This window comes from Staphylococcus simiae, assembly GCF_017357005.1.
GTDB classification, from domain to species: Bacteria; Bacillota; Bacilli; order Staphylococcales; family Staphylococcaceae; genus Staphylococcus; species Staphylococcus simiae_A.
Window position 1 is genome coordinate 2,419,965 of the sequence record NZ_CP071589.1, and the last position, 24,439, is coordinate 2,444,403.

Annotated in this window: 20 protein-coding genes and 1 pseudogene; 6 read left to right on the forward strand and 15 right to left on the reverse strand. The window is 32.9% G+C overall.

Features of this window, described 5'->3' with window-relative positions:
• From J3R86_RS11230 to cidR, 7 genes are all read right to left on the reverse strand, one after another.
• The gene (locus J3R86_RS11230) at nucleotides 1-549 is read right to left on the reverse strand and encodes a DUF2812 domain-containing protein (protein WP_207517367.1); all 549 of its coding nucleotides are present in this window, start codon (nucleotides 547-549) and stop codon (nucleotides 1-3) included.
• Nucleotides 549-866, reverse strand: coding sequence for a PadR family transcriptional regulator (locus J3R86_RS11235; RefSeq protein ID WP_207517368.1), 318 nt, complete (start codon nucleotides 864-866; stop codon nucleotides 549-551). Before J3R86_RS11235 ends, J3R86_RS11230 begins: the two co-directional genes overlap by 1 nt.
• Nucleotides 867-1,043: 177 nt before the next feature.
• Nucleotides 1,044-3,110 carry a glucose-specific PTS transporter subunit IIBC gene (gene ptsG, locus J3R86_RS11240; protein WP_207517369.1) on the reverse strand — a complete coding sequence of 689 codons (2,067 nt, stop codon included), beginning with the start codon at nucleotides 3,108-3,110 and terminating at the stop codon, nucleotides 1,044-1,046.
• A gap of 221 nt (nucleotides 3,111-3,331) precedes the next feature.
• Nucleotides 3,332-5,071 (reverse strand): pyruvate oxidase, encoded by a 1,740-nt coding sequence (locus J3R86_RS11245; RefSeq protein ID WP_207517370.1) that lies wholly within the window; start codon nucleotides 5,069-5,071, stop codon nucleotides 3,332-3,334.
• A gap of 46 nt (nucleotides 5,072-5,117) precedes the next feature.
• A complete protein-coding gene (locus J3R86_RS11250; protein WP_207517371.1) occupies nucleotides 5,118-5,807 on the reverse strand; it encodes an LrgB family protein in 690 nt (229 codons plus the stop codon).
• Nucleotides 5,800-6,195 (reverse strand): CidA/LrgA family protein, encoded by a 396-nt coding sequence (locus J3R86_RS11255; protein WP_207517372.1) that lies wholly within the window; start codon nucleotides 6,193-6,195, stop codon nucleotides 5,800-5,802. The genes J3R86_RS11250 and J3R86_RS11255 overlap by 8 nt, the downstream gene beginning before the upstream one ends.
• 283 nt (nucleotides 6,196-6,478) lie before the next feature.
• Nucleotides 6,479-7,357 (reverse strand): cidABC operon transcriptional activator CidR, encoded by an 879-nt coding sequence (gene cidR, locus J3R86_RS11260; RefSeq protein WP_207517373.1) that lies wholly within the window; start codon nucleotides 7,355-7,357, stop codon nucleotides 6,479-6,481.
• A 163-nt stretch (nucleotides 7,358-7,520) separates the two neighbouring features.
• On the opposite strand from cidR, the gene J3R86_RS11265 reads away from it, so the two are divergent.
• Together J3R86_RS11265 and J3R86_RS11270 are read left to right on the forward strand one after the other, a co-directional pair.
• Nucleotides 7,521-7,739, forward strand: a complete 219-nt coding sequence (locus J3R86_RS11265) for a sterile alpha motif-like domain-containing protein (RefSeq protein WP_207517374.1) — start codon at nucleotides 7,521-7,523, stop codon at nucleotides 7,737-7,739.
• A gap of 741 nt (nucleotides 7,740-8,480) precedes the next feature.
• On the forward strand, nucleotides 8,481-8,912 hold the full coding sequence (locus tag J3R86_RS11270; protein WP_207517375.1) for a CHAP domain-containing protein: 432 nt from the start codon (nucleotides 8,481-8,483) through the stop codon (nucleotides 8,910-8,912).
• Between the two features lie 437 nt (nucleotides 8,913-9,349).
• Here the strand turns inward: J3R86_RS11270 and J3R86_RS11275 are convergent, their stop codons facing one another.
• Complete coding sequence (locus J3R86_RS11275; RefSeq protein WP_207517376.1) at nucleotides 9,350-10,624, reverse strand: hydroxymethylglutaryl-CoA reductase, degradative; 1,275 nt, start codon at nucleotides 10,622-10,624, stop codon at nucleotides 9,350-9,352.
• A gap of 233 nt (nucleotides 10,625-10,857) precedes the next feature.
• Here J3R86_RS11275 and J3R86_RS11280 point away from each other — a divergent pair, with 233 nt between their 5' ends.
• Nucleotides 10,858-12,024, forward strand: coding sequence for a hydroxymethylglutaryl-CoA synthase (locus J3R86_RS11280; protein ID WP_207517377.1), 1,167 nt, complete (start codon nucleotides 10,858-10,860; stop codon nucleotides 12,022-12,024).
• Nucleotides 12,025-12,276: 252 nt separating this feature from the next.
• On the opposite strand, the gene J3R86_RS11285 is transcribed toward J3R86_RS11280, so the two are convergent.
• Nucleotides 12,277-12,801, reverse strand: coding sequence for a methylated-DNA--[protein]-cysteine S-methyltransferase (locus J3R86_RS11285; RefSeq protein WP_207517378.1), 525 nt, complete (start codon nucleotides 12,799-12,801; stop codon nucleotides 12,277-12,279).
• A gap of 94 nt (nucleotides 12,802-12,895) precedes the next feature.
• Here J3R86_RS11285 and J3R86_RS11290 point away from each other — a divergent pair, with 94 nt between their 5' ends.
• Nucleotides 12,896-13,234 (forward strand): YrhK family protein, encoded by a 339-nt coding sequence (locus J3R86_RS11290; RefSeq protein WP_002461894.1) that lies wholly within the window; start codon nucleotides 12,896-12,898, stop codon nucleotides 13,232-13,234.
• Nucleotides 13,235-13,315: 81 nt separating this feature from the next.
• Here J3R86_RS11290 and J3R86_RS11295 read toward each other — a convergent pair whose 3' ends face one another.
• The gene (locus J3R86_RS11295; protein WP_207517379.1) at nucleotides 13,316-14,266 is read right to left on the reverse strand and encodes a CorA metal ion transporter family protein; all 951 of its coding nucleotides are present in this window, start codon (nucleotides 14,264-14,266) and stop codon (nucleotides 13,316-13,318) included.
• Between the two features lie 189 nt (nucleotides 14,267-14,455).
• Between J3R86_RS11295 and J3R86_RS11300 the strand changes: the two genes are divergently transcribed.
• Nucleotides 14,456-16,555 (forward strand): AAA family ATPase, encoded by a 2,100-nt coding sequence (locus J3R86_RS11300; protein ID WP_207517380.1) that lies wholly within the window; start codon nucleotides 14,456-14,458, stop codon nucleotides 16,553-16,555.
• A 51-nt stretch (nucleotides 16,556-16,606) separates the two neighbouring features.
• Here J3R86_RS11300 and J3R86_RS11305 read toward each other — a convergent pair whose 3' ends face one another.
• From J3R86_RS11305 to farE, 4 genes and pseudogenes are all read right to left on the reverse strand, one after another.
• On the reverse strand, nucleotides 16,607-16,789 hold the full coding sequence (locus tag J3R86_RS11305; protein ID WP_207517381.1) for a FeoB-associated Cys-rich membrane protein: 183 nt from the start codon (nucleotides 16,787-16,789) through the stop codon (nucleotides 16,607-16,609).
• Between the two features lie 12 nt (nucleotides 16,790-16,801).
• A pseudogene (feoB, locus tag J3R86_RS11310) lies at nucleotides 16,802-18,795 on the reverse strand (ferrous iron transport protein B).
• A gap of 10 nt (nucleotides 18,796-18,805) precedes the next feature.
• A complete protein-coding gene (locus J3R86_RS11315; protein ID WP_207517382.1) occupies nucleotides 18,806-19,033 on the reverse strand; it encodes a FeoA family protein in 228 nt (75 codons plus the stop codon).
• Nucleotides 19,034-19,231: 198 nt separating this feature from the next.
• Nucleotides 19,232-21,730 carry an MMPL family transporter gene (gene farE / locus J3R86_RS11320; RefSeq protein ID WP_207517383.1) on the reverse strand — a complete coding sequence of 833 codons (2,499 nt, stop codon included), beginning with the start codon at nucleotides 21,728-21,730 and terminating at the stop codon, nucleotides 19,232-19,234.
• Between the two features lie 141 nt (nucleotides 21,731-21,871).
• Between farE and J3R86_RS11325 the strand changes: the two genes are divergently transcribed.
• Nucleotides 21,872-22,423, forward strand: coding sequence for a TetR/AcrR family transcriptional regulator (locus tag J3R86_RS11325; RefSeq protein WP_207517384.1), 552 nt, complete (start codon nucleotides 21,872-21,874; stop codon nucleotides 22,421-22,423).
• A gap of 202 nt (nucleotides 22,424-22,625) precedes the next feature.
• Here the strand turns inward: J3R86_RS11325 and pruA are convergent, their stop codons facing one another.
• Nucleotides 22,626-24,170 (reverse strand): L-glutamate gamma-semialdehyde dehydrogenase, encoded by a 1,545-nt coding sequence (gene pruA, locus J3R86_RS11330; protein WP_207517385.1) that lies wholly within the window; start codon nucleotides 24,168-24,170, stop codon nucleotides 22,626-22,628.
• Between the last annotated feature and the right edge of the window lie 269 nt (nucleotides 24,171-24,439).

The following is a 24,439-nucleotide window of genomic DNA, read 5'->3' on the forward strand; positions in this document are numbered from 1 at the left end:
TCACTCCTCGAAATATGTTTTATTTTGTAAATTCCTTCTATGTTTTAAAGCTTTAAATAATATTATTCCTAGACCAATGATTTCTATAACAATTAATGATAAAGCTATAATCATTGATATTGATACCGTTAGCGTACTAGTCGCACTTTGAAATAGCGCTATTGTCGTTAATATAATGATATTAATTAATAATATTAAAATAACACTTGTCATTAACCAAACAATATTCTGCCAAATACTCAATTTAGAGTTAATATCTGAGTGAAGTTCAAATGGTTCTTCTTCTGGCCCTCTCTCTTTAGCAAAATATCCCCAACCAAACATTTTACCAATGTAATGTATATTCATATCTACTAAAAATTGAATGTAGCCTTGTCTTTTTCTTGGTAAATAATCTAAACGAATATCATATTGTCTATCTGTACGTTCAAAGTAATAAGTTAACGGTCTTACTTTAACTAATGCATATCCAGCATCAGCCATTTCATTAAGCCAACACTCTTCTTTTTCAAACTCTAATACAGTAAATAACTTATGAACTTTTTTCATTAGATTTCCTCCATCAGAATCATTTCACCATTAGTAACTAACTCTTTAAGTCTTGCCATCTCATTTTTTAATGCTTCCATTCCTTGAGCCGTTATTAAGTACTCTTTTTTACTTTTAATATGTTCCTCTTTAACTAATTTAATCCACTGTTTATTTAACAATGTATTTAATGCGCCATATAATGTTCCCGGTGCAAGTTTAACTCTATCATTAGATAATTCTGCAACATATTGAATGATGCCATAACCATGTAATGGTTGTTGTAATGATAATAAAATATAAAACACAGCTTCTGTCAGTACTTGATTGCCTTTCATTGTATGCACCCCACTTTTATATCGTTCGCCGATATATATCGTCTACCGATATAATATAGTATTTTCCTAATGATGTCCAATGTCTGTCGTTATAAATTTGTTTCTATCATTTATCGTAGGATATGATAGTATACAAAAAAGCACACCTCATCAGAGATGTGCTTTGTTAGTTATCTATTATTTAACTGTCATAATTAGTTTTCCTGGATCTACATCTTGGATATCTTGAATATCTAATGTTCTATCCTCTAGATTTGTCACAATAATTGGTGTAACAATACTTGGTGCATGTTCTTTAAGGTAAGCCAAATTCACTTTCATTAATGGTTGACCTTGAGTAACTTTTTCGTCAACATTAATTAAGCTTTCAAATCCTTCACCATTTAATTTGACAGTATCGATACCAATATGAATTAACACTTCCACACCAGTTTCTGATTCTAAACCTATCGCATGTTTTGTAGGGAATATCGTCTTCACTGTACCATCAAATGGCGCTACAATTTGATCATTTTCAGGAATAAAGCCAACACCGTCTCCCATCATTTTCCCAGCGAAAACTTGATCTGGCACTTCTTCTAAAGGAATGATTTGTACAGTTCCTGGCGCAAAAATATCAGTTGTGACAACTTCTGCCATGTGTACTGGTTCGTCTGAAACTTCTTCCGTAACAGTTGTTTCACTTGGTTTAGTAATTTCACCATTCATAATTTTGGCCATATCATGTTTAATTTGGTCAGATTTGGGACCAAAGATAGCTTGCATATTGTTACCTACTTCTAGTACACCGGAAGCACCTAAAGCTTTTAATCCCGCTACATCAACGACAGATTTGTCTTTAACTTCCACACGTAAACGTGTTATACACGCATCTAAATGTTTAATATTTTCTTTACCACCCATAGCATCTAAAACATCGAATGGTAGTTTTGCCACACTTGAATTACGAATTTCTGTTTCCTCATCTTCACGACCAGGTGTTTTCAATTTGAATTTACGGATAGCAAAGTCAAATAAGAAGTAGTAAACCACTGCATAAACAATACCAACTGGAATAACTAATAGTGCGTGTGTGCGATCCCAATTTAATAAACCATATAAAACATAATCAATAAATCCACCAGAGAATGTCATACCTATTTTAACGCCTAGTAAATGCATCACTAAGAATGAAGTACCAGCTAATACCACATGTATAGCGTATAGCATTGGTGCTACAAATAAGAATGAAAATTCTAATGGTTCAGTAATACCAGTTAAGAATGCAGTTAATCCTGCTGATAACATTAAACCGCCAACAATTTTCTTACGTTCTGGGCGAGCATTTTTATAAATCGCAAATGCTGCAGCTGGTAAACCGAACATCATAAATGGATATTTACCTGTTGTGAAAGCTCCTGCTGTAAATGGTACACCATCTTTTAATTGTGCCATCCAGATACGTTGGTCACCACGGACTAACTCTCCTGCATGGTTAGTATAATGTCCGAATTCAAACCAGAATGGTGAATAGAAGATATGATGTAATCCAAATGGAATTAATGAACGTTCAATAATACCGAAAATAAATGTTGTTAATGCTAAATTTTTATTTAATAGAAAATTAGATAGACCATTCAACCCCTCTTGAATTGGTGGCCATGCAAAACTTAATACCACACCTGTTACAATAGCTACAGCTGAAGTAACAATTGGTACGAAACGCTTACCTGCAAAGAATCCTAAGAAAGCAGGTAATGTAATATTATAGTATTTGTTATAACACCATGCTGCCAATGCCCCCATGATAATCCCACCGAACACACCAGTTTGCAACGTTGGAATACCTAAAATTAAAGCATTAGCTGGGTCTTTCGCAGCTTGGCTCAATTCTTTAGCGCCTTTAGCATATGAGAAAATATCATCAATTGTTATGTTCAACACTTTACCCATTGTGGCATTCATAATTAAATAACCAACAAATGCTGCTAATGCTGCAACACCATCTCCACCTGCTAATCCAAGTGCAGTCCCGACTGCAAATAGTAACGGCAAGTTATCAAATACAACTTGTCCTGCTGCTTCCATAATTGATGAAATCATCACAATAACATCATTTTGTAACCATGGTGCGATGGCTACTAATTGTTCATTATGCATCGCATTACCAAATGCTAGTAATATACCTGCAGCTGGTAGAATTGCAACTGGTAACATTAATGCTTTACCGATACGTTGCAATTGTCCAAATAATTTCTTAAACATTTTAAACATCCCTCTCATTATTGCTTTCGCTATACAAAAAGCAGGCATGAACAAACAAGACCATATCATGTCACCATGGTTCAATTGTTTGCTCATGCCTGCTTTACCAGTAACACGCAAAGTTATTTTATTTCATAAGTATTATACATATTTAATAAAGCGTTTTCAATAGTTTTTTCAAAAAAATAACTCGGTCACAATGGACCGAGTCACTTTATTTATTATAAGAAACGTTTTGCTGCTACTGAAATTGGTGGAATTTGATCGAAATCTAAATGTTTATCTTCAGTAATAGATCTATAAGCCCATTTACCATAACCAAGTGCTTCTTCATTAACGATTTTACCTGGTAATGGTGCAGCATTTGGATCAACATGTACATCTACGATAGTTGGGACATCTTGTGCAAATGCTTCTTCAATAACTGCGTCTAATTGACTTGGATCTTTAACAGTGTAACCTACGCCACCTGCTGCTTCAGCAAATTTTGCATGATCCATATCAGAGAAGTCAATTGCATATTCTAATTCACCTGCTGCTTGTTGCTCATATTTAATAAATGCTAATTGTTTATTATTTAATACGAATACAGTTAATGGTAAATCATATTGTACTGCAGTTGCAAAGTCTTGCATAACCATTTGGAATGCACCGTCACCAGCAATTGCAATTGCTTGGCGTTTTGGATAAGCAATTTTAGCAGCCATTGCACCAGGTAGGCCACAACCCATTGTACCTAACCAACTTGAAATGATGAATTTGTTATTTACACCCATGTTAAGGTAACGTGTAGACCAAACTGTTGATGTACCAACATCAGCTGAAACAATTGCATCGTCTTTCATAAATTTATTAATAGATGCCATTAAGCGTTCTGGACGTAATGGTTTACTATTATTGTTTTTATCTTGTTCCATCCATTTATCCCATACTGCTTTACGTTCTAATGTTTTATTTAAGAATGGACGTTCAGCAACATGATTGATACTTTCTGTTAATTGATGGAATGCTACTTTACTATCTCCAACAATGCCTACATTAATATTGAAACGGTGTCCAATATTACGTGGGTTCGTATCGATTTGGATTGCTTTAATATTTTTCTTAGGTAGATAGTCAACATATGGGTAGTTTGTACCAGCCATAATTAATAAATCTGCATCTTGAATTGTTTGATAAGATGTTTTTGTACCTATTTTACCTAAGTTACCAATACTATAAGGATGGTCATCAGGTATAATTGTTTTCGCTGGTAATGTATGGATAACAGGAATTTTTGCTGCTTCAACGAATTCACGTAATTCATCTTTAGCATGTTGTGTTCCTACACCAATAATCATTACTGGTTTTTTACTTTTGTTAATTAATTTTGCAGCTTTTTTGATATCTTTAGCTTTAGGTGATACTGCTTTTGGTTTAGTCGTATCTACTGCTCTATTTGTAGTATCTTTAATTTTGTCAGTTAATAAATCATTTGGACAAACAACAACTGCTACACCTTTTTTCTCATAAGCTGTACGAATTGCTTCATTAACAATTTCAAAGACATTATCGCCTTTTTCAATTTGATGATTATAAACTGCAACATCTTCACATAATTTTGTTAAGTTTGTTTCTTGGAATGCTTTGGTACCTAGAGCTGTACTGTTAGTTTGACCTGATAAAATCAATTGAGGTACATTATCCATTTTAGCGTCGTACATACCATTTAATAAGTGTACTAAACCTGGACCACCAATACTTAGAGCTACTCCAATTTTACCAGTCATTTTTGTATAACTTGCAGCTGCTAAACTTGCTACTTCTTCATGACGAACATGATAAAAAGTTAATTGTTCTCTCACTGTACGTAAACTATCAACTACCGCGTCGATAGAATCTCCTGGAATACCATATAAGTGATCAATATCCCATGCTTGTAATGCTTTAACTAACGCTTCGTTTGCTTTAATTTTTGCCATTATTACTAATAGCCTCCCTTTCTTGTTTCCTAGTAACTTTCCCGAATTAATAGAACAACAAAATTAGTATCGGTAATAATACCGAACTAATTACTGCAGTTAAAATCATTCCAATTGAGCTAAATGCACCTGACTCAATGTCCATTTCTAATGCTTTAGCAGTGCCAAAAGCATGTGACGCATTTCCATACGTCAAACCTTTAGCAATTGAAGATTCAAATCTTCCAAAACGTAATAACATTGACCCCAGAATACTACCAATCAAGCCAGTCGTTATAATAAATAAAACTGTTATAGTATCTGTACCACCTAATTCATTCGATACTTCAATACCGACCGCTGCTGTAATTGAACGTGGTAATATTGAAACTATAATATCTTTAGAATAACCAAAGGCTTTCAATGTTAGAAATACTAACATAAAATTAAGTAGCACACCAGTTAACACACTTGCCAAAATAACTGAAACATTACTCTTTATTTTGTGTCGATTCTTATAAAGTGGGTATGCTAAGCACACTACTGTCGCATTTAAAATGTGATTAATCCAGTTGCCACCTTTCATATACCCGTTATAACTAATTCCAAAGATAAGTAATACAAAAATAATACCTAAAGAAGCAATTAATGCTGGATTTAAAAAGGGATTAGGATATTTTTCCTGTAACCTTTTAGCACCATAATATAAAATAACCGTTAATAAAATCATTAAAAATGCTTGTGTTACATCATTCATAAGCATCTAATCCTTTTTGTTGCTTATGCTTAACACACATTTTCTCAGCAACAAATCCTGAAGATAACGCAACTAAACAAGTTCCGACAATAATGACAGCAAAGAATACAATGTAATTTAAAGTAATGTCTGAAGCAACATCCATAATACCCACAACAGATGGTATAAAGAAAAAGACCATTGTCTTTAATAAAAAGTTTGCACCTTCTTCAATCCATGAAAGTTTAACAATCTTGAATTGTAATAGTAGATAAAATAAAAATAGACCAACAATACTGCCAGCAAGGGGAAGATGTAAGAGCTTTTGAGCCTCTGTGCCAATATACGTAATCACTATGATGAGTCCTAGCTGTAAAATGAGTTTGATTATAAATTGGGCTTTATGCAATGACTCCATCCCTTTCTTAAAATATGTCTAAATTGTTACAAATGATTTTTTGTTACAAGCTCTATTATAAGAATTTTCGATCCATTATAAAAATACTCTTTTGTCATGATTTATATTACTTTTTTCTATGGAAACGCTAACTTATATGCACATATGTCATTAATGCATTTAAAATAAAAAACATTCACTTATTTTTATGTGAGACAACGACAGCCTAGGACAAAGAATGACTACTGTTCCACTCCCGTAGCCTCACTTTATATGGATAAGTAAATGTTTATTGTTATGATAATCGTTGTTTTAAAAATTCAATCCATTTCGTCGTTGCATGACTCAATTGTTTATCTTTTTTCCAGACGACACCTAATTCCCAATGTACGTGTGCATCTTCAATACGTAGTAATTTAACATTTTCATTGAGTTGTTGAGAAATTGCTGTTGGTAAAATGCTAATACCTAGTTCATTCGTAACTAAATCTTCAATGACATGCCATTGAGAAATTTGAGCAACCATATTAGGAATAAATCCAACATTTTTAGCATTTTCAATGATCTTGTCATTCAAATAGAAATCTTCATTAAATAAAATGAAATCTTCGCCAGCTAGATCTTCCATCTTAACTGATTCATATTGAGCTAACTTATGAGAGCGACTCACTATTAAACGTAAATCTTCCTTATCTAAAGATGTATAATCAAATATATGGTGGTCAACAGGTAATGTTGTCACACCTATATCAACTTCATCATTTAATATTTGTTGTTCAATTGTCTTACCACCATTTTCAATGAGATTATAAGTCACATGCGGATATAATTGATGAAAGGCACCAAGGATATTAATAATCGTCTTCATATTCATCACCGCTGACATTCCCATATTAATATGACCTGTTTCTAAATCATATAATCGATCCATCTCTACAGGTAAATTATCATACAGCGCCACAATTTCTTTACTTTTATCATAAAAAATTTGACCAGCATCCGTTAAAATTAAATGCCTTTTACTTCTATCAAATAAAGGTGTAGCCATTTCATTTTCAATATCTTTAATTGCTTTACTAATTGTTGGTTGTGCAATATACAATGATTTGGACGCGTTCGTCATGCCACCTTGTTTAACAACTTCTATAAAATATTTCATATGTTTTATATCCATACGTATCACCTTTATTCTTAAAATCCATTTCCTCTATTATACACAACTTTCACTTTATCATTCATCTAACGTTTCCTTGACACTTAATGATAATTCTATGTATTTCGCAATAAAATTTATGGTATGATAATGATGGCTCAATTAAATTATTCGAGGTGAGGACTTGAGCTTTTACGAATTTATGCAAAATTTTCTTGGTGATGACACACCATTAGGTGAATTGGTTGATTGGATTAATCAAGATAACAGTTTTCCTAAAGAAGTGAAGAGCCATAGTGAAATATTGTCATACTTTCGAACAAATCCATGTGCTGAGAACGTTTCAATGTCTCTTATTAAAAGAGCGTTGTCAGTTTTCAACCAATTCACAAATGTACATTGATACATGAATGACATGGAATGATCATCTCTTACATAACGCCTTTATATAAGGGCGTTTTTGTTTTACCTTTTTTAAACCATCACTCACTTCATTGATTACATCCTTTTATAATGGTTCTCTATTGTTTAGGACTGATAAACAAAAATGAATAATTTAAAATAAAAATCATTTTAAAGCCGAGACTCCTGAGGGAGCAGTGCTAGTCGAAGACCGGGGACCCAACATAAATAAACTGATTAATCAGTTTATACAAACAGTGCAAGTTGGGGTAGGCTGAGACAGCATCCTAGGAAGGGACCCAACACAGAAAAACTGGATAACCTGAAATAGGTTTACAGTTTATTAATTCATAATAAACTGCATAAGATTTTCTAGCTATCAAGATAGCAGAAACTCTAACATGCAATGCAGGGACCCGTCATAGAAAAATTTTAAAAATAAAATTTTTACTATAATGTGCAAGACGGGCAAGGTTGGGCATAGCGAGGCTTAAAAATTTAATTTTGTATCAGTCCAATTTGTTAGAGAACCTTTATAATTCATCTACCCTCTCATAAATATTTTGAATTATTCTTGTATTTTTCATGAATTAGTTTATTTATATTACAAATTCACAATATATGTGTCAGCAACGTTACAGTTAGTTGTATTATTGATTGCTCATATTGTATTAACAGCGTTTTCAGCATATGATAATTAACGTTAAATATCGAATAAACATTTGGGGAGAATACAATTATCATGAAATTTAAAACGCTACTTGGTCGTATACTTATTACTGTCGCAATTTTATTTACTGCTAACCTTGCATATCAATCTGTTGAAGAAACACATCAATCACATGCTGCTGTGAATTATTATGGTAAACATCAGTGTACTTGGTGGGCTTACGAAAGACGCGCAAAACTTGGCAAACCTGTTTCTAACCGCTGGGGGAATGCACGTAACTGGTATACAAATGCACGTAAGTCTGGTTATGCTACTGGTCGTACACCACGTAAATATGCAGTAATGCAATCAACAGCTGGTTATTATGGTCATGTTGCAGTTGTTGAACAAGTATATGCTAACGGTAGTATTAAAGTTTCAGAGTATAACTATAGTCGTCCTCTAAATTACAGTACGCGCTACTTAAGTAAAAATGCTGCACGCGGCTACAATTATATCTATTAAATAATATAAAGACTTCAATTCATACATCCTGTCGTTAAGGCTATGAATTGAAGTCTTTTATTGTTACTACAGTCATTTAAATTATCGGTTCTCTCCCAAATTGGACTGATACATAATTATTTTCTTTTTATTTATCAGTCCTAAAAATAGAGAACCAAATTATCTTACTTGTACTACTCGGTATCAAAGTATGTTTACCGTCATTTGTAGCACCAGTAATATAAGCTCATGTCATACTTAATATAATGTGAATAACAGTAACTGTCTGAATTATAAAATAGTAGTACAACAACGGTTGATCATCTTGACCAATCTTGTTGAGGTAAGATTACAACATAATCTCTAGCCTAAATGATTTCTGTTCCATTTCCTTGGCGATTAAGTACAATGTCATTTTCTTTAAACCTTATATTTTATCCCTAAATACTTGAAGACTCCTACTGACGTATTTGTCTTAATATTTCTTCAGCCGTTGCAGTATTAGCTCTTGGCGCTTGCTTTAATGCGTTAGCTACTTGTTCAATTTCTTCACCTTGAGCACCAACAACAATCGCTAATGATTTATATTGTAAACTCATATGACCTTGTTGTATGCCTTCAGATACTAAGGCACGGCATGCTGCAAAATTTTGAGCTAATCCTACTGCTGCTACAACATGTCCTAATTCTTGCGCACTTGTCACATTCAACATTTCAAGAGCAGCTTTAGCGATAGGTAATACTTTAGTTCCCCCACCAACGATAGCTAATGTCATCGGAACTTCTATTGTACCTACCAAGCGTTGTCTTGATTGATCATATTGCCATGTAGCAATACCTCGATATTGACCATCGCGACTTGCATATGCATGAGCACTTGCCTCTGCACCTCTGGTATCATTCCCTGTTGCTAGAACAACTGCATGAATGCCATTCATCACACCTTTATTATGTGTTGCTGCACGATGAATATCGACTTGAGCCAGTATTGATGCACGTTCCATACGTCTTGCTACTTCTTCACCGCTTCGCTCTCCACGCGCTAAGTGTTTAACATCGATTTCACCCTGAACTTTTACTACAGATGCTGTAGCATGATTAGATAAAATACTCATTAAAATATCACTTTGTGGAAATTCATTTTTTAAATATGCTGTAATAGCTTCTAAAATAGTATTCAACATATTTGCACCCATTGCATCTTTAGTATCAACAAAGACTTTTAACGATAGTAATTGGTGCTGTGGGAAAGTATCTATGGCAATCTTCTGATATCCACCACCACGTGCTTTGATAGATGGGTAGGCATCATCAGCTATTTGATGGATTTGTGCCTCTAATTCACTAATTGACGCTGATAATTCAGCTGTATCTTCTACGCCATCAAAAATAATTTGTCCAATCATAATACGTTCAGACGCCACTGTTTTAAAGCCACCTGTTTGATTGACTAATTTAGCGCCATAACTTGCTGCCGCTACAACTGAAGGTTCTTCTACCATCATAGGTACGACATATTCTTTATCATCAACAACAATGTTGGGTAATAACCCGACAGGCAAAGCCCCTTGCGTAATAACATTTTCAATTAAACTATTAGCTACTTCTTCGTTTATGGTTGCGTAATCTAACAGTACTTCCTGTTGTTCAACAGATAACCAACCATAATCTGTTAATTGTTGTAATTTTTGTTCTCTTGATAAGTGACGAAAATCTTTTCCCAAACTTTGCATATAAATGCTCCTTTATGTTGATAACTTTTTATTGTTCATTAAAATATCTAAATTTAAAACGCATCATTTAATTGAATAATTTTGTCTTTGCCTATAAAATTAAATTAGTTTATGTAAAGGCTTACAAATAACGCATCACAATCATCATGCTAGTCTATTTCTTTGTATAACTTTAACATATTCTGATATGATATTAATGTTGCTTTTATAACTTTGAAAGGATGTAAAACCTTATGACAATAGGTATTGATAAAATAAACTTTTACGTTCCAAAATTCTATGTAGATATGGCTAAATTAGCAGAAGCGCGCCAAGTTGATCCAAACAAATATTTAATTGGTATTGGCCAAACTGAAATGGCTGTTAGTCCAGTAAACCAAGATATTGTTTCTATGGGGGCTAACGCTGCTAAAGATATTATAACAGAAGAAGATAAAAAGAAAATTACTATGGTTATTGTAGCTACTGAATCGGCTACTGATAACGCTAAAGCTGCTGCTGTTCAAATTCATCGTTTATTAGGTATTCAACCATTTGCACGTTGTTTCGAAATGAAAGAAGCATGTTATGCAGCGACACCTGCCATTCAATTAGCTAAAGATTACTTAGCTACACGTGCTAACGAAAAAGTGTTAGTCATCGCATCTGACACTGCGCGTTATGGCTTAAATTCAGGCGGGGAGCCTACACAAGGTGCAGGTGCTGTAGCAATGGTCATTTCACATCACCCTAGCATTGTCACACTTAATGATGACGCTGTAGCATATACAGAAGATGTTTATGATTTCTGGAGACCCACTGGTCATAAATATCCTCTAGTTGACGGTGCTTTGTCTAAAGATGCATACATTCGTTCATTCCAACAAAGCTGGAATGAATATGCAAAACGCCAAGGAAAATCCCTTTCTGATTTTGCATCTTTATGTTTCCATGTACCATTTAGTAAAATGGGTAAAAAAGCATTAGAATCAATTATTGATGAAGCTGACGAAACAACACAAGAACGTTTAAGAGCTGGCTACGAAGATGCCGTTCATTATAACCGTTATGTTGGTAACATTTATACTGGATCATTATATTTAAGTTTAATTTCACTTTTAGCAAATCATGATTTAACTGCTGGTGAAACTATTGGACTATTTAGTTATGGTTCGGGTTCTGTTGGCGAATTCTTCAGTGCAACGTTAGTCGATGGCTATCAAGAACATATCAGTAAAGAAGCTTATCAACAATTACTTGAGGAGCGTACTGAAGTGAGTGTTGCAGACTACGAAACATTCTTTAATCGCTTCGATAATCTAGAGTTTGATAACGTTCAAGACGGCGTCGCTAATGATAGTAATATCTTCTATTTAGAAAGCGTTCAAGATAATATTCGCTATTACCATAGCCCAGAATAAATCTGTCTTACCCTATTAAATATTAAATACCACATTAAGATGTGCCTAACGTGCATCCTAATGTGGTATTTTTTCAAGTTAATTATATATCACGTCCCAGATAATCAACATTGTACATTTCATTACAGACATCTTATGGCAACGATTCCTATTATAAAATAGTCATCAATTGATTTTTGACAAACATGTCAGTCTTGCCACGATAAAATGATGACATCACTGTTAAAAAAGTTTGTTGCTGTAACATTATCTTTAGGGTTTCGTACTAAATTTTGGAATATATAAATGTGTCATATCAACATCTTCAATCTCTAATAACTTAATTTTGTTTTTGATTGTGCCACCAAAGCCAGTTAGGCTACCATTCTTACCTACTACTCTATGACACGGTACAATGATAGATAATGGATTACTTCCTACTGCGCCACCTACTGCTTGAGCAGACATTTTAGGCTTATTTAACAATGAACCAACTTTTTTAGCAATATCACCATATGTTGTTAATTCTCCATATGGAATAGCTTGTAATTCAGACCAAACATGTTGTTGAAACTCGCTACCTTGCGGATTTAATGGTACGATAACATCAGGTTTATGCCCTTGAAAATATTGGTCTAACCAAGCTGTTGTTTGTTTGAAAATAGGAAGCTGTTCATTTTCTTGACGTGTGGTAGTTTCAGTTTGTTGATTGCTAAATAAAATAGCTGTTAACGACTGGCCATCACTAACAAGTTCCAACATGCCAACTGGTGAATCATAATAATATTTATATTCCAAAATGTTACCCCCTTTTTTCATTATCATACTACGAATTGTTTAGATTAGAAAACATAAACTGAGACATATATAAAGTTATGAGGAGGACACAACCATGAAACATAAAAACGATGTTGATTTACATTTTAACCGTAATAATTTTGCTGAAAAAACAGACTATCACGCTAATCAAATCACCAACTTTTACAAAGCGTTATACCAAGTTAACGATATTGTCTTAGGTATCATCTTCTTAATAGGTAGTTTCTTATTTTTTAAAGATACGACAGTATTTACAGGTACGGTACTCTTCGTTATTGGTAGTATACAAATGACAATGAGACCAGTTATATCGTTTATTCATGATATGAAATTAGCACATTACTATAAAAAGCGTTATAAAGAAGAACTAGAAGAAGCTAGAATTCAAAAGTTAGAAAAAGATCCTAAATAACCATAAAAAAGTTGTAACACCTACCGTTAGACATCCTTCCGTCTAACTATAGTGAAGTTACAACTTTTTTGTTAGCTATATTTAAAACCATTGCTTGCGTTTAAAAATAATAATTAATACGACCGCAATAACCAATGAGAATGCTGTAAAAACAAAGTAGCTATAATGCCATTGTAATTCAGGCATATATGAAAAGTTCATACCATACCAACCTGTTAATAACGATAAAGGAAAGAAAATAGAGGACAGTATGGTTAAGACATTCATTACTTTATTAATACGACTGGAACGATATGATTCATTATTGTCTCTAATATCATCTGTCATATGCTCGCATGCATCTAATGTGTCACATTGTCTTTGTAATCTACTATGAATATGCTTCATTAATTGATTATCTTGAAGCTCATTATTATACACACCTTCTTCTATAAAATCGTCTAACAGTTCTTCCATTGGAAAAAGCACACGTTTTAATTTAATAATGGACGAGCGAATGTTAAAAACATCTTTCATCAAACTACGATTATTTGTAGAATCAACATTTTTATTTTCAAAAGAAAAAACAGTATCTTCTACATCATCGATATATTTGAAGTAATTTGCAGTCACTTTATCAATAATTCTAATAGCAATATAATCAATTGATTCAACATTAGTCGTCTTCAATGTTTCTGCAGTAATTTCATTTAACGCTTGGATGTCATTTTGATGTATTGTGATTAACTGATGTTCTTGAACTGTAATACTCATCGGTTCTGCACTAAAATCTTCAGAGTTAATTGAATGCAAAACTAAATACTTTTGCATATTGGTATGATTAATCGCTACTTTAGGTCTTGATACCGTATAAATGGACTCTTCAATACGATGATCTGCTAAATTAAATTTCGATTTCAATAAATCTTTTTCTTCACTTGTTGGTTGGTTAAAATCATACCACACCATTTTGGCATCATTGGGCACATCAGAAATATGATACACATGGTTAAAATGTTGATGTTGATCTTGATAAACAATAGATAATGCCATAATTTTTTCTCCTATTCAAAATATTTAATATTACATATTAAATTAACACAAAATTTTCACAAAAAACAGATAATTGTATGTTTATAAATTTTAAAAAGTGGAATTTTAATATAGTAATAGTTTATATTTTATATAGAATTATTTTATTTCCAAGCAATTAGCAGTTCAAATATATAATGAGGTGAGTATATGAATAACGGTTTTTTCAATAGTGATTTTGACTCAATTTTACGAAGAATGATGCAAGACATGCAAGGTTCAAGTAATAGTGGCAATAAGAAATACTATATCAACGGAAAAGAAGTTTCACCTGAAGAACTTGCTCAATTATCACAACAAAGTGGTAATCATTCTGCTGAGCAAAGTGCACAAGCTTTCCAACAAGCTACTGGACAACAAGGTCAATCAGCAGATGGCAGTTATTTAGATCAAATCGGTCGCAATCTTACACAAGAAGCTCGTGATGGCTTATTAGATCCGGTTATCGGACGTAATAAAGAAATTCAAGAGACAGCTGAAGTTCTAAGTAGAAGAACAAAAAACAATCCTATTCTAGTTGGTGAAGCTGGTGTGGGTAAAACAGCTGTAGTTGAAGGTTTAGCCCAAGCTATTGTTGCAGGTAATGTCCCAGCAGCAATTAAAGATAAAGATATTATTTCAGTAGATATTTCATCTTTAGAAGCAGGAACACAATACCGTGGTGCCTTTGAAGAAAACATTCAGAAATTAGTTGATGCTGTTAAATCAGCTGAAAATGTTGTCTTATTCTTCGATGAAATTCATCAAATCATTGGTTCTGGTTCTACTGGTGGCGATTCAGGAAGCAAAGGATTATCAGACATTTTGAAACCAGCATTAAGTCGTGGTGAAATTTCTATTATCGGTGCAACTACTCAAGATGAATATCGTAACAATATTCTAAAAGATGCTGCCTTAACACGTCGTTTCAATGAAGTGCTTGTCAATGAACCAAGTGCTGAAGATACTGTCGAAATACTTAAAGGTATTCGTGAGAAATTCGAACAGCACCATCAAGTTAAACTTCCAGATGATGTATTGAAAGCATGTGTAGATTTATCTATTCAATATATTCCACAACGTTTATTACCAGACAAAGCTATTGATGTACTAGACATTACAGCAGCTCATTTATCAGCGCAAAGTCCTGCGGTTGATAAAGTAGAAACTGAAAAACGCATTACAGAATTAGAAAATGATAAACGTAAAGCTGTTAGCGCTGAAGAATATAAAGAAGCAGATAATATTCAAAAACAAATCAAAGAACTGCAAGATAAATTGGATAACAGTAACGGTGAACATACAGCAGTTGCTACTGTTCAAGATATTTCAGACACTATCGAGCGCTTAACTGGTATTCCAGTTTCTCAAATGGATGACAATGACATTGAGCGTTTAAAAAATATTAATAATAGACTAAAAAGTAAAATTATCGGGCAGGATAAAGCAGTAGATATGGTTTCTAGAGCTATACGCCGTAATCGTGCTGGCTTTGACGATGGTCACCGTCCTATTGGTAGTTTCTTATTTGTAGGTCCTACTGGTGTTGGTAAAACTGAATTAGCAAAACAACTGGCTATCGATTTATTTGGTAATAAAGAAGCATTAATCCGTTTAGATATGAGTGAATATAGTGATACAACAGCAGTATCTAAAATGATTGGTACAACTGCTGGTTATGTTGGTTACGATGATAATTCCAACACATTAACTGAAAAAGTTCGTCGTAATCCTTATTCAGTTATATTATTTGATGAAATTGAAAAAGCAAATCCACAAATTTTAACATTGTTATTACAAGTTATGGATGATGGTAATTTAACTGATGGACAAGGTAATGTCATTAACTTCAAAAATACAATTATTATATGTACATCTAATGCTGGATTTGGTAACGGTAATGACAGTGAAGAGAAAGAAATCATGGAAGATTTGAAAAAATTCTTCCGTCCTGAGTTCCTTAACCGTTTCAATGGCATAGTAGAATTCTTGCATTTAGACAAAAAAGCATTGCAAGATATCGTCAATTTATTATTAGATGATGTTCAGGTCACTCTTGATAAAAAAGGTATTACGATGACAGTTTCAGACGATGCTAAAAATTGGTTAATTGAAGAAGGCTATGATGAAGAATTAGGTGCACGTCCTTTACGTCGTGTTGTCGAACAACAAGTTCGAGATAAAATTACTGATTACTATTTAGATCATACAGATGTTAAACATGTGAATATCGAATTAGTAGACAATGATATCGTTGTTAAAGGTGAATAAACTTTAATAGTAAAGGGTTAGACTGTGTAAGCAGTCTAACCCTTTTTTCACTTATTGGTGATGTCCTAATTTTTTCGATAATTCTTTTGACATTTCCTGTGATTCACAACAACTACTTCCCGTATCACATGAACCACATTTCCCTTGTTTAGAACGTTTAAAAAATTTAACAATCGTGTAAATGGCATAACCAAAAATCGCAATAAATATTAATGCATTGACAATAATTGACACGTTTATCACTTCCTATATAAATAAATGACCAATTTGATAAAAGATAAATGTTAAAATATAAGCCGTAGATAATGGATAAATCACTGCTAATGCAGTCCATTTCCATGAATATGTTTCATTTCTTATTGCAGCTACAGTTGAAATACATGGTATATATAACAGAATAAAAATCATAAATGCATATGCTGACAATGGTGTAAATTGATTTTGAATGACATGAACTAAACCATTATCACTTGATGAATAAATGATTGCCATAGAGCTTATAATCACTTCTTTAGCCAAGAATCCTGGTATTAGTGTTGCTCCAGCTTGCCAACTACCAAATCCAAGTGGTGTGACTAACATTCCAAAGAAACTACCTACAATGTGCATAAAACTTTGATTAATAGGTACATTAATACCATGCGGTCCAATATAACTTAAGAACCATATAACTACCGATCCACCAAAAATAAATGTCCCTGCCTTACGCACGAAACCTTTTGCTTTCTCCCACGTACTTCTCCATAACGTTTTAAACGAAGGCACTCTATACGTTGGTAGTTCAACAATAAATATCGAATTTTCATTTTTGAGTACAGTTTTTGTCAAAATAGTACTAATGATAAATGCCACTAAAATTCCTAACACATACAAACTTAGTACTACAAGCGATTTATATTGTTTGAAAAATACACCTACAAATAATGCGTAAACAGGTAATCTAGCTGAGCAAGACATGAATGGTGCAATCAATATTGTAGTTAAACGTTCTTTTTCATTTTCAATACTACGTGCAGCCATCACACTAGGTACGTTACAACCAAAACCAATAATCATTGGTATAAATGATTTACCGCTTAGACCGAAAGATTCCATAATACGGTCCATTAACACAGCAATACGAGCCATATAACCCGAATCCTCCAACAGTGAAATAAAGAAGAACAACACTACAATTTGTGGTACAAATACTAAGACTGAACCTACACCAGCAATAATACCGTCAGTAATTAAATCTTGTAAAAATGGCATAACACCTAAAAAATGCATCGCTGCTTTAACCCAATCAGTAAACTGACCACTAAAGAAATCGTCCATGCGGTCTGACAATGGTGTACCAATCCAAGTAAACGTTGTTTGGAATATTAGCCACATAATACCTAAAAATATAGGCATACCCAAATATTTATGCGTTAAAATTTTATCTACTTTTGAAGTGAAATATTGTTTCTCTACATCTGGATATTCAACAACATCGCATAACAATTGCTCAATAAAAATATTACGAATGCGTTCCATTTCACGACGTACAGTAGTATTTGATAAAGTTTGTCTTAACTGTTCGCGAATAGTCAACATATCTTGTAACACTTGCTCATTTAATTCTTGTTCAATTTGTGGATTATCTAATAAAAATTGAATCGCTATAAATCTCGCACGATGTTCTGGATGAGTAGTATGTGCTGTTACTAAGCGACATATTTGATTAATTGCTGCTTCAATCGTATCGCCGTAATTAATCTTAAAGCTTTTATGTTGCTCTTCATTCATATGCTTAATTTCAAATAGTAAGTTATCTGTTCCTTTACCTGTACGTGCTACTACCGGGAAAACTGGTGTTTTTAATTTTCTCATCAATTTTTGATAATCGAAATGGATGCCTCTTTTTGTAGCAACATCAATCATATTCAATCCTATGTATAGTGGTTCATTTAATTCTAATAATTGTACTGTTAATTGCATATTTCTTTTAATTTGACTAGCATCGATGATATTAATCATGCCAGTAAAATCATTATTCAATAAATAATCTGTCACAACTGTCTCATCTTTTGAAATGGGTGATAAATCATATGTTCCTGGTAAGTCTATTAAATTTCCTAAATCATTCTTTAATTTCCCTACCTTTTTTCTACTGTTACACCGCTCCAGTTACCAACATACTCGTATGAACCAGTCAGTGCATTAAACAAAGATGTCTTACCTACATTTGGGTTTCCCAATATACAATAATTATTCATACCCAAACACCTACTCTTCAAGAGCTATACGACAAGCATCACATTGTCTAATACTCACTTGTTGCCCATTTGTTTCAATAATACATGGTCCTTTAAACAGACATTTTTGCTTAATTTTTATTGTTGAGCCATCTGTTAAACCAAATGCACTTAAGCGATAACGCATATTAATATTATCTATATCTATATGTTTAATGTGATATTGTTTATTCTTTTCCCCTGTTTTAATACTTAACATAATACTACACACTTCCTATTAGTAATAATTATCATTATCATTTATTTAAATATTATCTTTATAAATAATGTTTTGCAATACTATATTTTAATTATATAGTTACATTTAATGACTAATTTGTGACTTTATAGGCAGAATTTTTGTTATAAAAAAATACTGCCGACAAAGATTGACTTCGTCGACAGCATTGATACGCTATTATTTATTTTTTAAGTTTTGTTCTAACAGTTCATTTAAACGCTCAATATTGTTATTGAGTTGTTCAACTGTTGTTTGTTGTTGATGCGTGCTTAATTGATGTTTAGTTTGATAATCTATCAAAGCATCATATAGGAAATTAGGATTGACTGATTGTTGTTTAACTTGTTGATATAATTGCATTGTTTCATCATTTAGTCTGATATTATTTGTTGCTTGTGTCATAGTTTTTTGTTCATTGTTACTGTGCTGTTGCTGACTATGATGAATACTAAATGTTTTATCATAGTGTTCTGTACGATGTGATGATGTTGTTGGTGACTTGAAAGTATTCGAAGTCGATTTAGTTTTATAACTTTCTAAAGCATGCCCTTCAATATCAATATGAGGAATAATTCTACTTAACCATCCTGGTAAGTACCATGAACCTCTACCAAACAATTTAGTTAATGCCGGAATCACCATTAATCTTACAATAAAGGCATCAAATAACACACCAAATGCTAATGCCATACCCATAGATTTAATCATGACATCATCTTGGAAGACGAAAGCGAAGAATACACTGAACATGATTAAAGCAGCTGCAATAATAACTCCGCCACTTTCTTTCAAGCCTACTTTAATAGAATAATCATTGTCTTTCGTCTTACTATATTCTTCATGAATTCTAGACATTAAGAATACTTCATAATCCATTGCTAAGCCAAAGAGTATCCCTATTGTAATAACTGGTAAGAAGGCCAACATTGGACCTGTCGTATCAACACCGAACAATCCTTTCATAAAACCATCTTGCATAACTAACGTTGTAAATCCTAAAGTTGCCATTAATGACAACACAAAACCTAGTACTGCTTTTAATGGAATTAAAATAGATCGGAATACAATCATTAATAAGAAGAATGCTAATACAACAATAACACCTGCAAATAATGGAATGGCTTCATTTAATTTCTGTGACATATCAATGTTGATAACACTTTGACCAGAAATTTCTGTTTTAAATCCATATTTATCTTGTGCATCTTTATTATAATCTCTTAGTTTATGAACTAAGTCATTTGTACTTTCTGCATTTGGACCTTTTTCAGGTATAACAACCATCAATGCGTAATCTTTATTTTTACTCATTTGCGGTGGTGTAACCATATCAACATGTTTCTTTTTATCTATATCTTTATAAAGTGATTGTAAATCTTTTTGTAATTCAGCTGGATCATCTTTTTTATCTTTAACATTTATTAGCATTGGGATTTGACCATTAAATCCTTCGCCAAATTTATCAGAGATAATATCATAGGCTTTTTTCTGAGTGGAATCAGCTGGTTTCACACCATCATCTGGAATACCTAATCTCATATGGGTGATTGGAATGGCCGCTGCTACTAAAATAATGAGACCTAATAATACTGCTGCTAAGGAGTTGCCGACTACGAATTTAGACCACGGTGTATCATGATCATTTTTAAATTCTGATTTCATAGTCTTGACTTTAATACGTTTATGGAAAATACTCACTAATGCTGGTAATAACGTCAACGCACTAAAGACAGCGAAGATAACACTAATAGCTGAAGCGAATCCCATAACAGCCAAGAAGTCAATGCCAACTAATGACAGACCACATACAGCGATGACCACTGTGACACCAGCAAAGATAACTGCACTACCTGCTGTACCTACTGCTAGTCCTATACCTTTAATATAATCACTTTCTGTTTTCATAACTTGTCGATATCTAAATAATATAAACAAGGCATAGTCAATACCTACTGCCAATCCTATCATGACAGATAGTGTCAAAGTTACATTAGGAATATCAAAGGCATACGTTAGTAAACTAATAATGCCGACACCAGATGCTAAACCAATCAATGCACTGACGATTGGTAATCCCGCTGCAATTACTGAACCAAATGTAATTAGTAATACTACAAAGGCAACTATGATACCTACTAATTCAGAGTTGCCCCCAATTTCTGAAGATGTCATACCTGTACCAGTTAATTCAGTTTGTACATTATGATCTTCTCTCAAATCTTTCAAATGATCTTTAACATTATCACGAGATTTATCTTTTAATGACGTTTGGCTAACATCATATGTAATATCGGCAAATGCTGTAGATTTATCTTTACTGATTTGTTTATTATCATAAGGATCTGAAATAACATCTACATGTTTATCATCCTTTTTAATGTCTTTAAGTGTTTGTTTAATATCTTTCGTGATACTTGGTTTGACAATCCCATTATCATTGTGACTCTTAAAGACGACACGTATTTGTGCCTTTTCACTATCTTGATTAAAATATTTTTCAATTTTATCGTTTGTATCTAATGACTTTAATCCTGTCATTTTTATATCATTATCGAATTTTGGTGCATTCATTGACATAGGTATAAAAATTGCAGCTAGAATAATTACCCATGCAATCAATGATGCCCATTTATGTTTCGCAATAAATGTTCCCATTTTATATAAAAATTTCGCCAAGGTATTGCCTCCTTTTGATTTCAACGCTATAGTTTAACTGTATAGTGTAGATTATTGTGCGATTATAATATCTTTACCTTCTTTTTAAAAGAAATAAATAATCTATTGTGTATTTTAAACTACATATTAGGAGAAACGTAGATGAAAGAAAATGATTTAAGAGTTATTAAAACTAGAAAAGCTTTATCCTCGAGTTTATATCAACTGTTAGAACAACGCTTATTTCAATCTATTACAGTCAATCAAATTTGTGATAATGCACTTGTGCATCGCACAACATTTTATAAGCATTTTTATGATAAATATGACTTACTCGAGTACTTGTTTAATGAATTGGCAAAAGGTTTCTTTGCTGCTGACATTAAACAACGTCTGCACCATCCATTCCAAACTATGAATGACAATATTAGTAATAAAGAAGAACTACAAAAAATTGCTAATTTACAAGAAGAAGATGCTGAATTTAATAAAGCTCTGAAAAATGTCTGTATTAATGTGATGAAAAAAGACATCAAAAATAACATCTCTCGTATTAAAGTGGATGATACTATTCCAGACAATTTAATTTATTACATTTATGGTGGCTTATTAGATGGCTTTATGGCATGGATTAAAAATGAAGATATTACAATGTCACCACAAGATATTGATTTGATTTTTAATAAATCTATCACTTTAAAAATAGAAGACTAATAGGTTCTCTAACAAATCAGACTGATACATAATTAAATTTTCAAGCATCGCACCCCAGGAGTCTCGTCTTTAAATTAATTTTCGTTTTATATTATTCATTTTTTATTTATCAGTCCTAAAAAATAGAAGATTAATATCATTAAAAAAGCAATGAAAGCCTTGATTCAATCAACACTTTCATTGCTTTTAATTTTCTATATTATTAAAACATTTCTGATACAACTTTCTGTTCTAAGAAATGTAATAGGTAATCTGGACTACCTGTTTTAGCATCTGTGCCTGACATTTTAAAGCCACCGAATGGATGATAACCTACTACAGCTGATGTACAACCTCTATTTAAGTATAAGTTACCAACATCATATTCATTGACTGCTTTAATCCAGTGTTCACGATTATTAGTAATCACTGCACCCGTCAAACCATAATCTGTATCATTCGCCACTTCAATTGCTTCATCAAAGTCATTTACTTTAACAAAACCAACTACTGGACCGAAGATTTCTTCTTGCATAATTCTATCTTTTGATTTCAAGTCAGAGAAAATTGTTGGTTCTACAAAGTAGCCAGTTGAATCATCAGTTCCGCCACCTTGTTCTAATTTACCTTCTTCTTTACCAATTTCAATATAATTTTTAATTTTATCAAATTGCTTTTTATTGATAACTGGACCCATATAAGTGTTATCTTCGGTATTACCTAATGTTAATTCTTTAGTTAGTTTGACAGATTTTTCTAAAATTTCATCATAAACATCTTTGTGTACAATTGCACGTGAACATGCTGAACATTTTTGACCAGAGAAACCAAATGCTGATGTTACAATAGCTTCTGCTGCTAAGTCTGTATCTACATTTTCATCAACAACAATCGCATCTTTACCACCCATTTCGGCGATAACACGTTTTAAGAAGTCCTGTCCTTCATGCACAACAGCACTACGTTCATAGATTCTTGTACCAGTTGCGCGTGAACCGGTGAATGTTACAAAGTGAGTATCGATATGGTCAACTAAATAGTCACCAATCTCTTTTGGATCACCTGGGACAAAGTTAACGACACCTTTAGGTAATCCTGCTTCTTCTAAAATTTCCATTAATTTGTAAGCTGTATATGGTGTATCTTCAGCAGGCTTCAATAATACTGTATTACCAGCAACTACTGGCGCTAATGTAGTACCAGCCATAATTGCGAATGGGAAATTCCATGGCGGAATTGTTACACCTGTTCCAATAGGCTTGTAGAAATATTGATTGTGTTCGCCTTCACGGTCATTCACTTTCTTACCATGTGCTAAATCCATCATTGAACGCGCATAATATTCAATAAAATCAATACCTTCAGCTGCATCACCTACTGCCTCATCCCAAGGCTTGCCTGCTTCATAAACCATCACTGCAGCAATTTCAGCTTTACGATGACGGATAATAGCCGCAATACGTAGCATTAATTCTGCACGATCATTTGCTGACCAAGTCTTCCATGACTTATATGCTTCCTTAGCAGCTTTAAAAGCATCTTCAACGTCGCTTGTTGTAGCTTTTGATGCTTTAGCAATAAGTTGAGATGTATTTGCAGGATTGATTGAATCAATTTTGTCTTCTTTGAAGATCTTCTCTCCATTAATTACCAACGGAATATCTTGACCTAGTTGGCCTTTAACTTTTTTCAATTCTTCTTTAAACATATCTACGTTGTCTTGAACTGAAAAATCGTAACCAGGTTCATTCTTGAATTCTACTACCATGTACACTTACCCCCTGTAAATTATGAAAGTGGATTAACCCTTTGCTTTAATGATGAATCATCATTTAATAACATTCTACTATGTTTAAGGTAGTTTTTGCAATCGCTTTCATTATTAAAAGTTTCTATCTTTTATGATTCATAAGCTATGCAAATGTTCTTTATGTTAATTTACACTTATTTTCATAATTTTAAAATAATTTATACAATATACTTTTAAACAATCAATGAAAAATAAATGTAAATAGTCTACAATATAAATACAGTTAT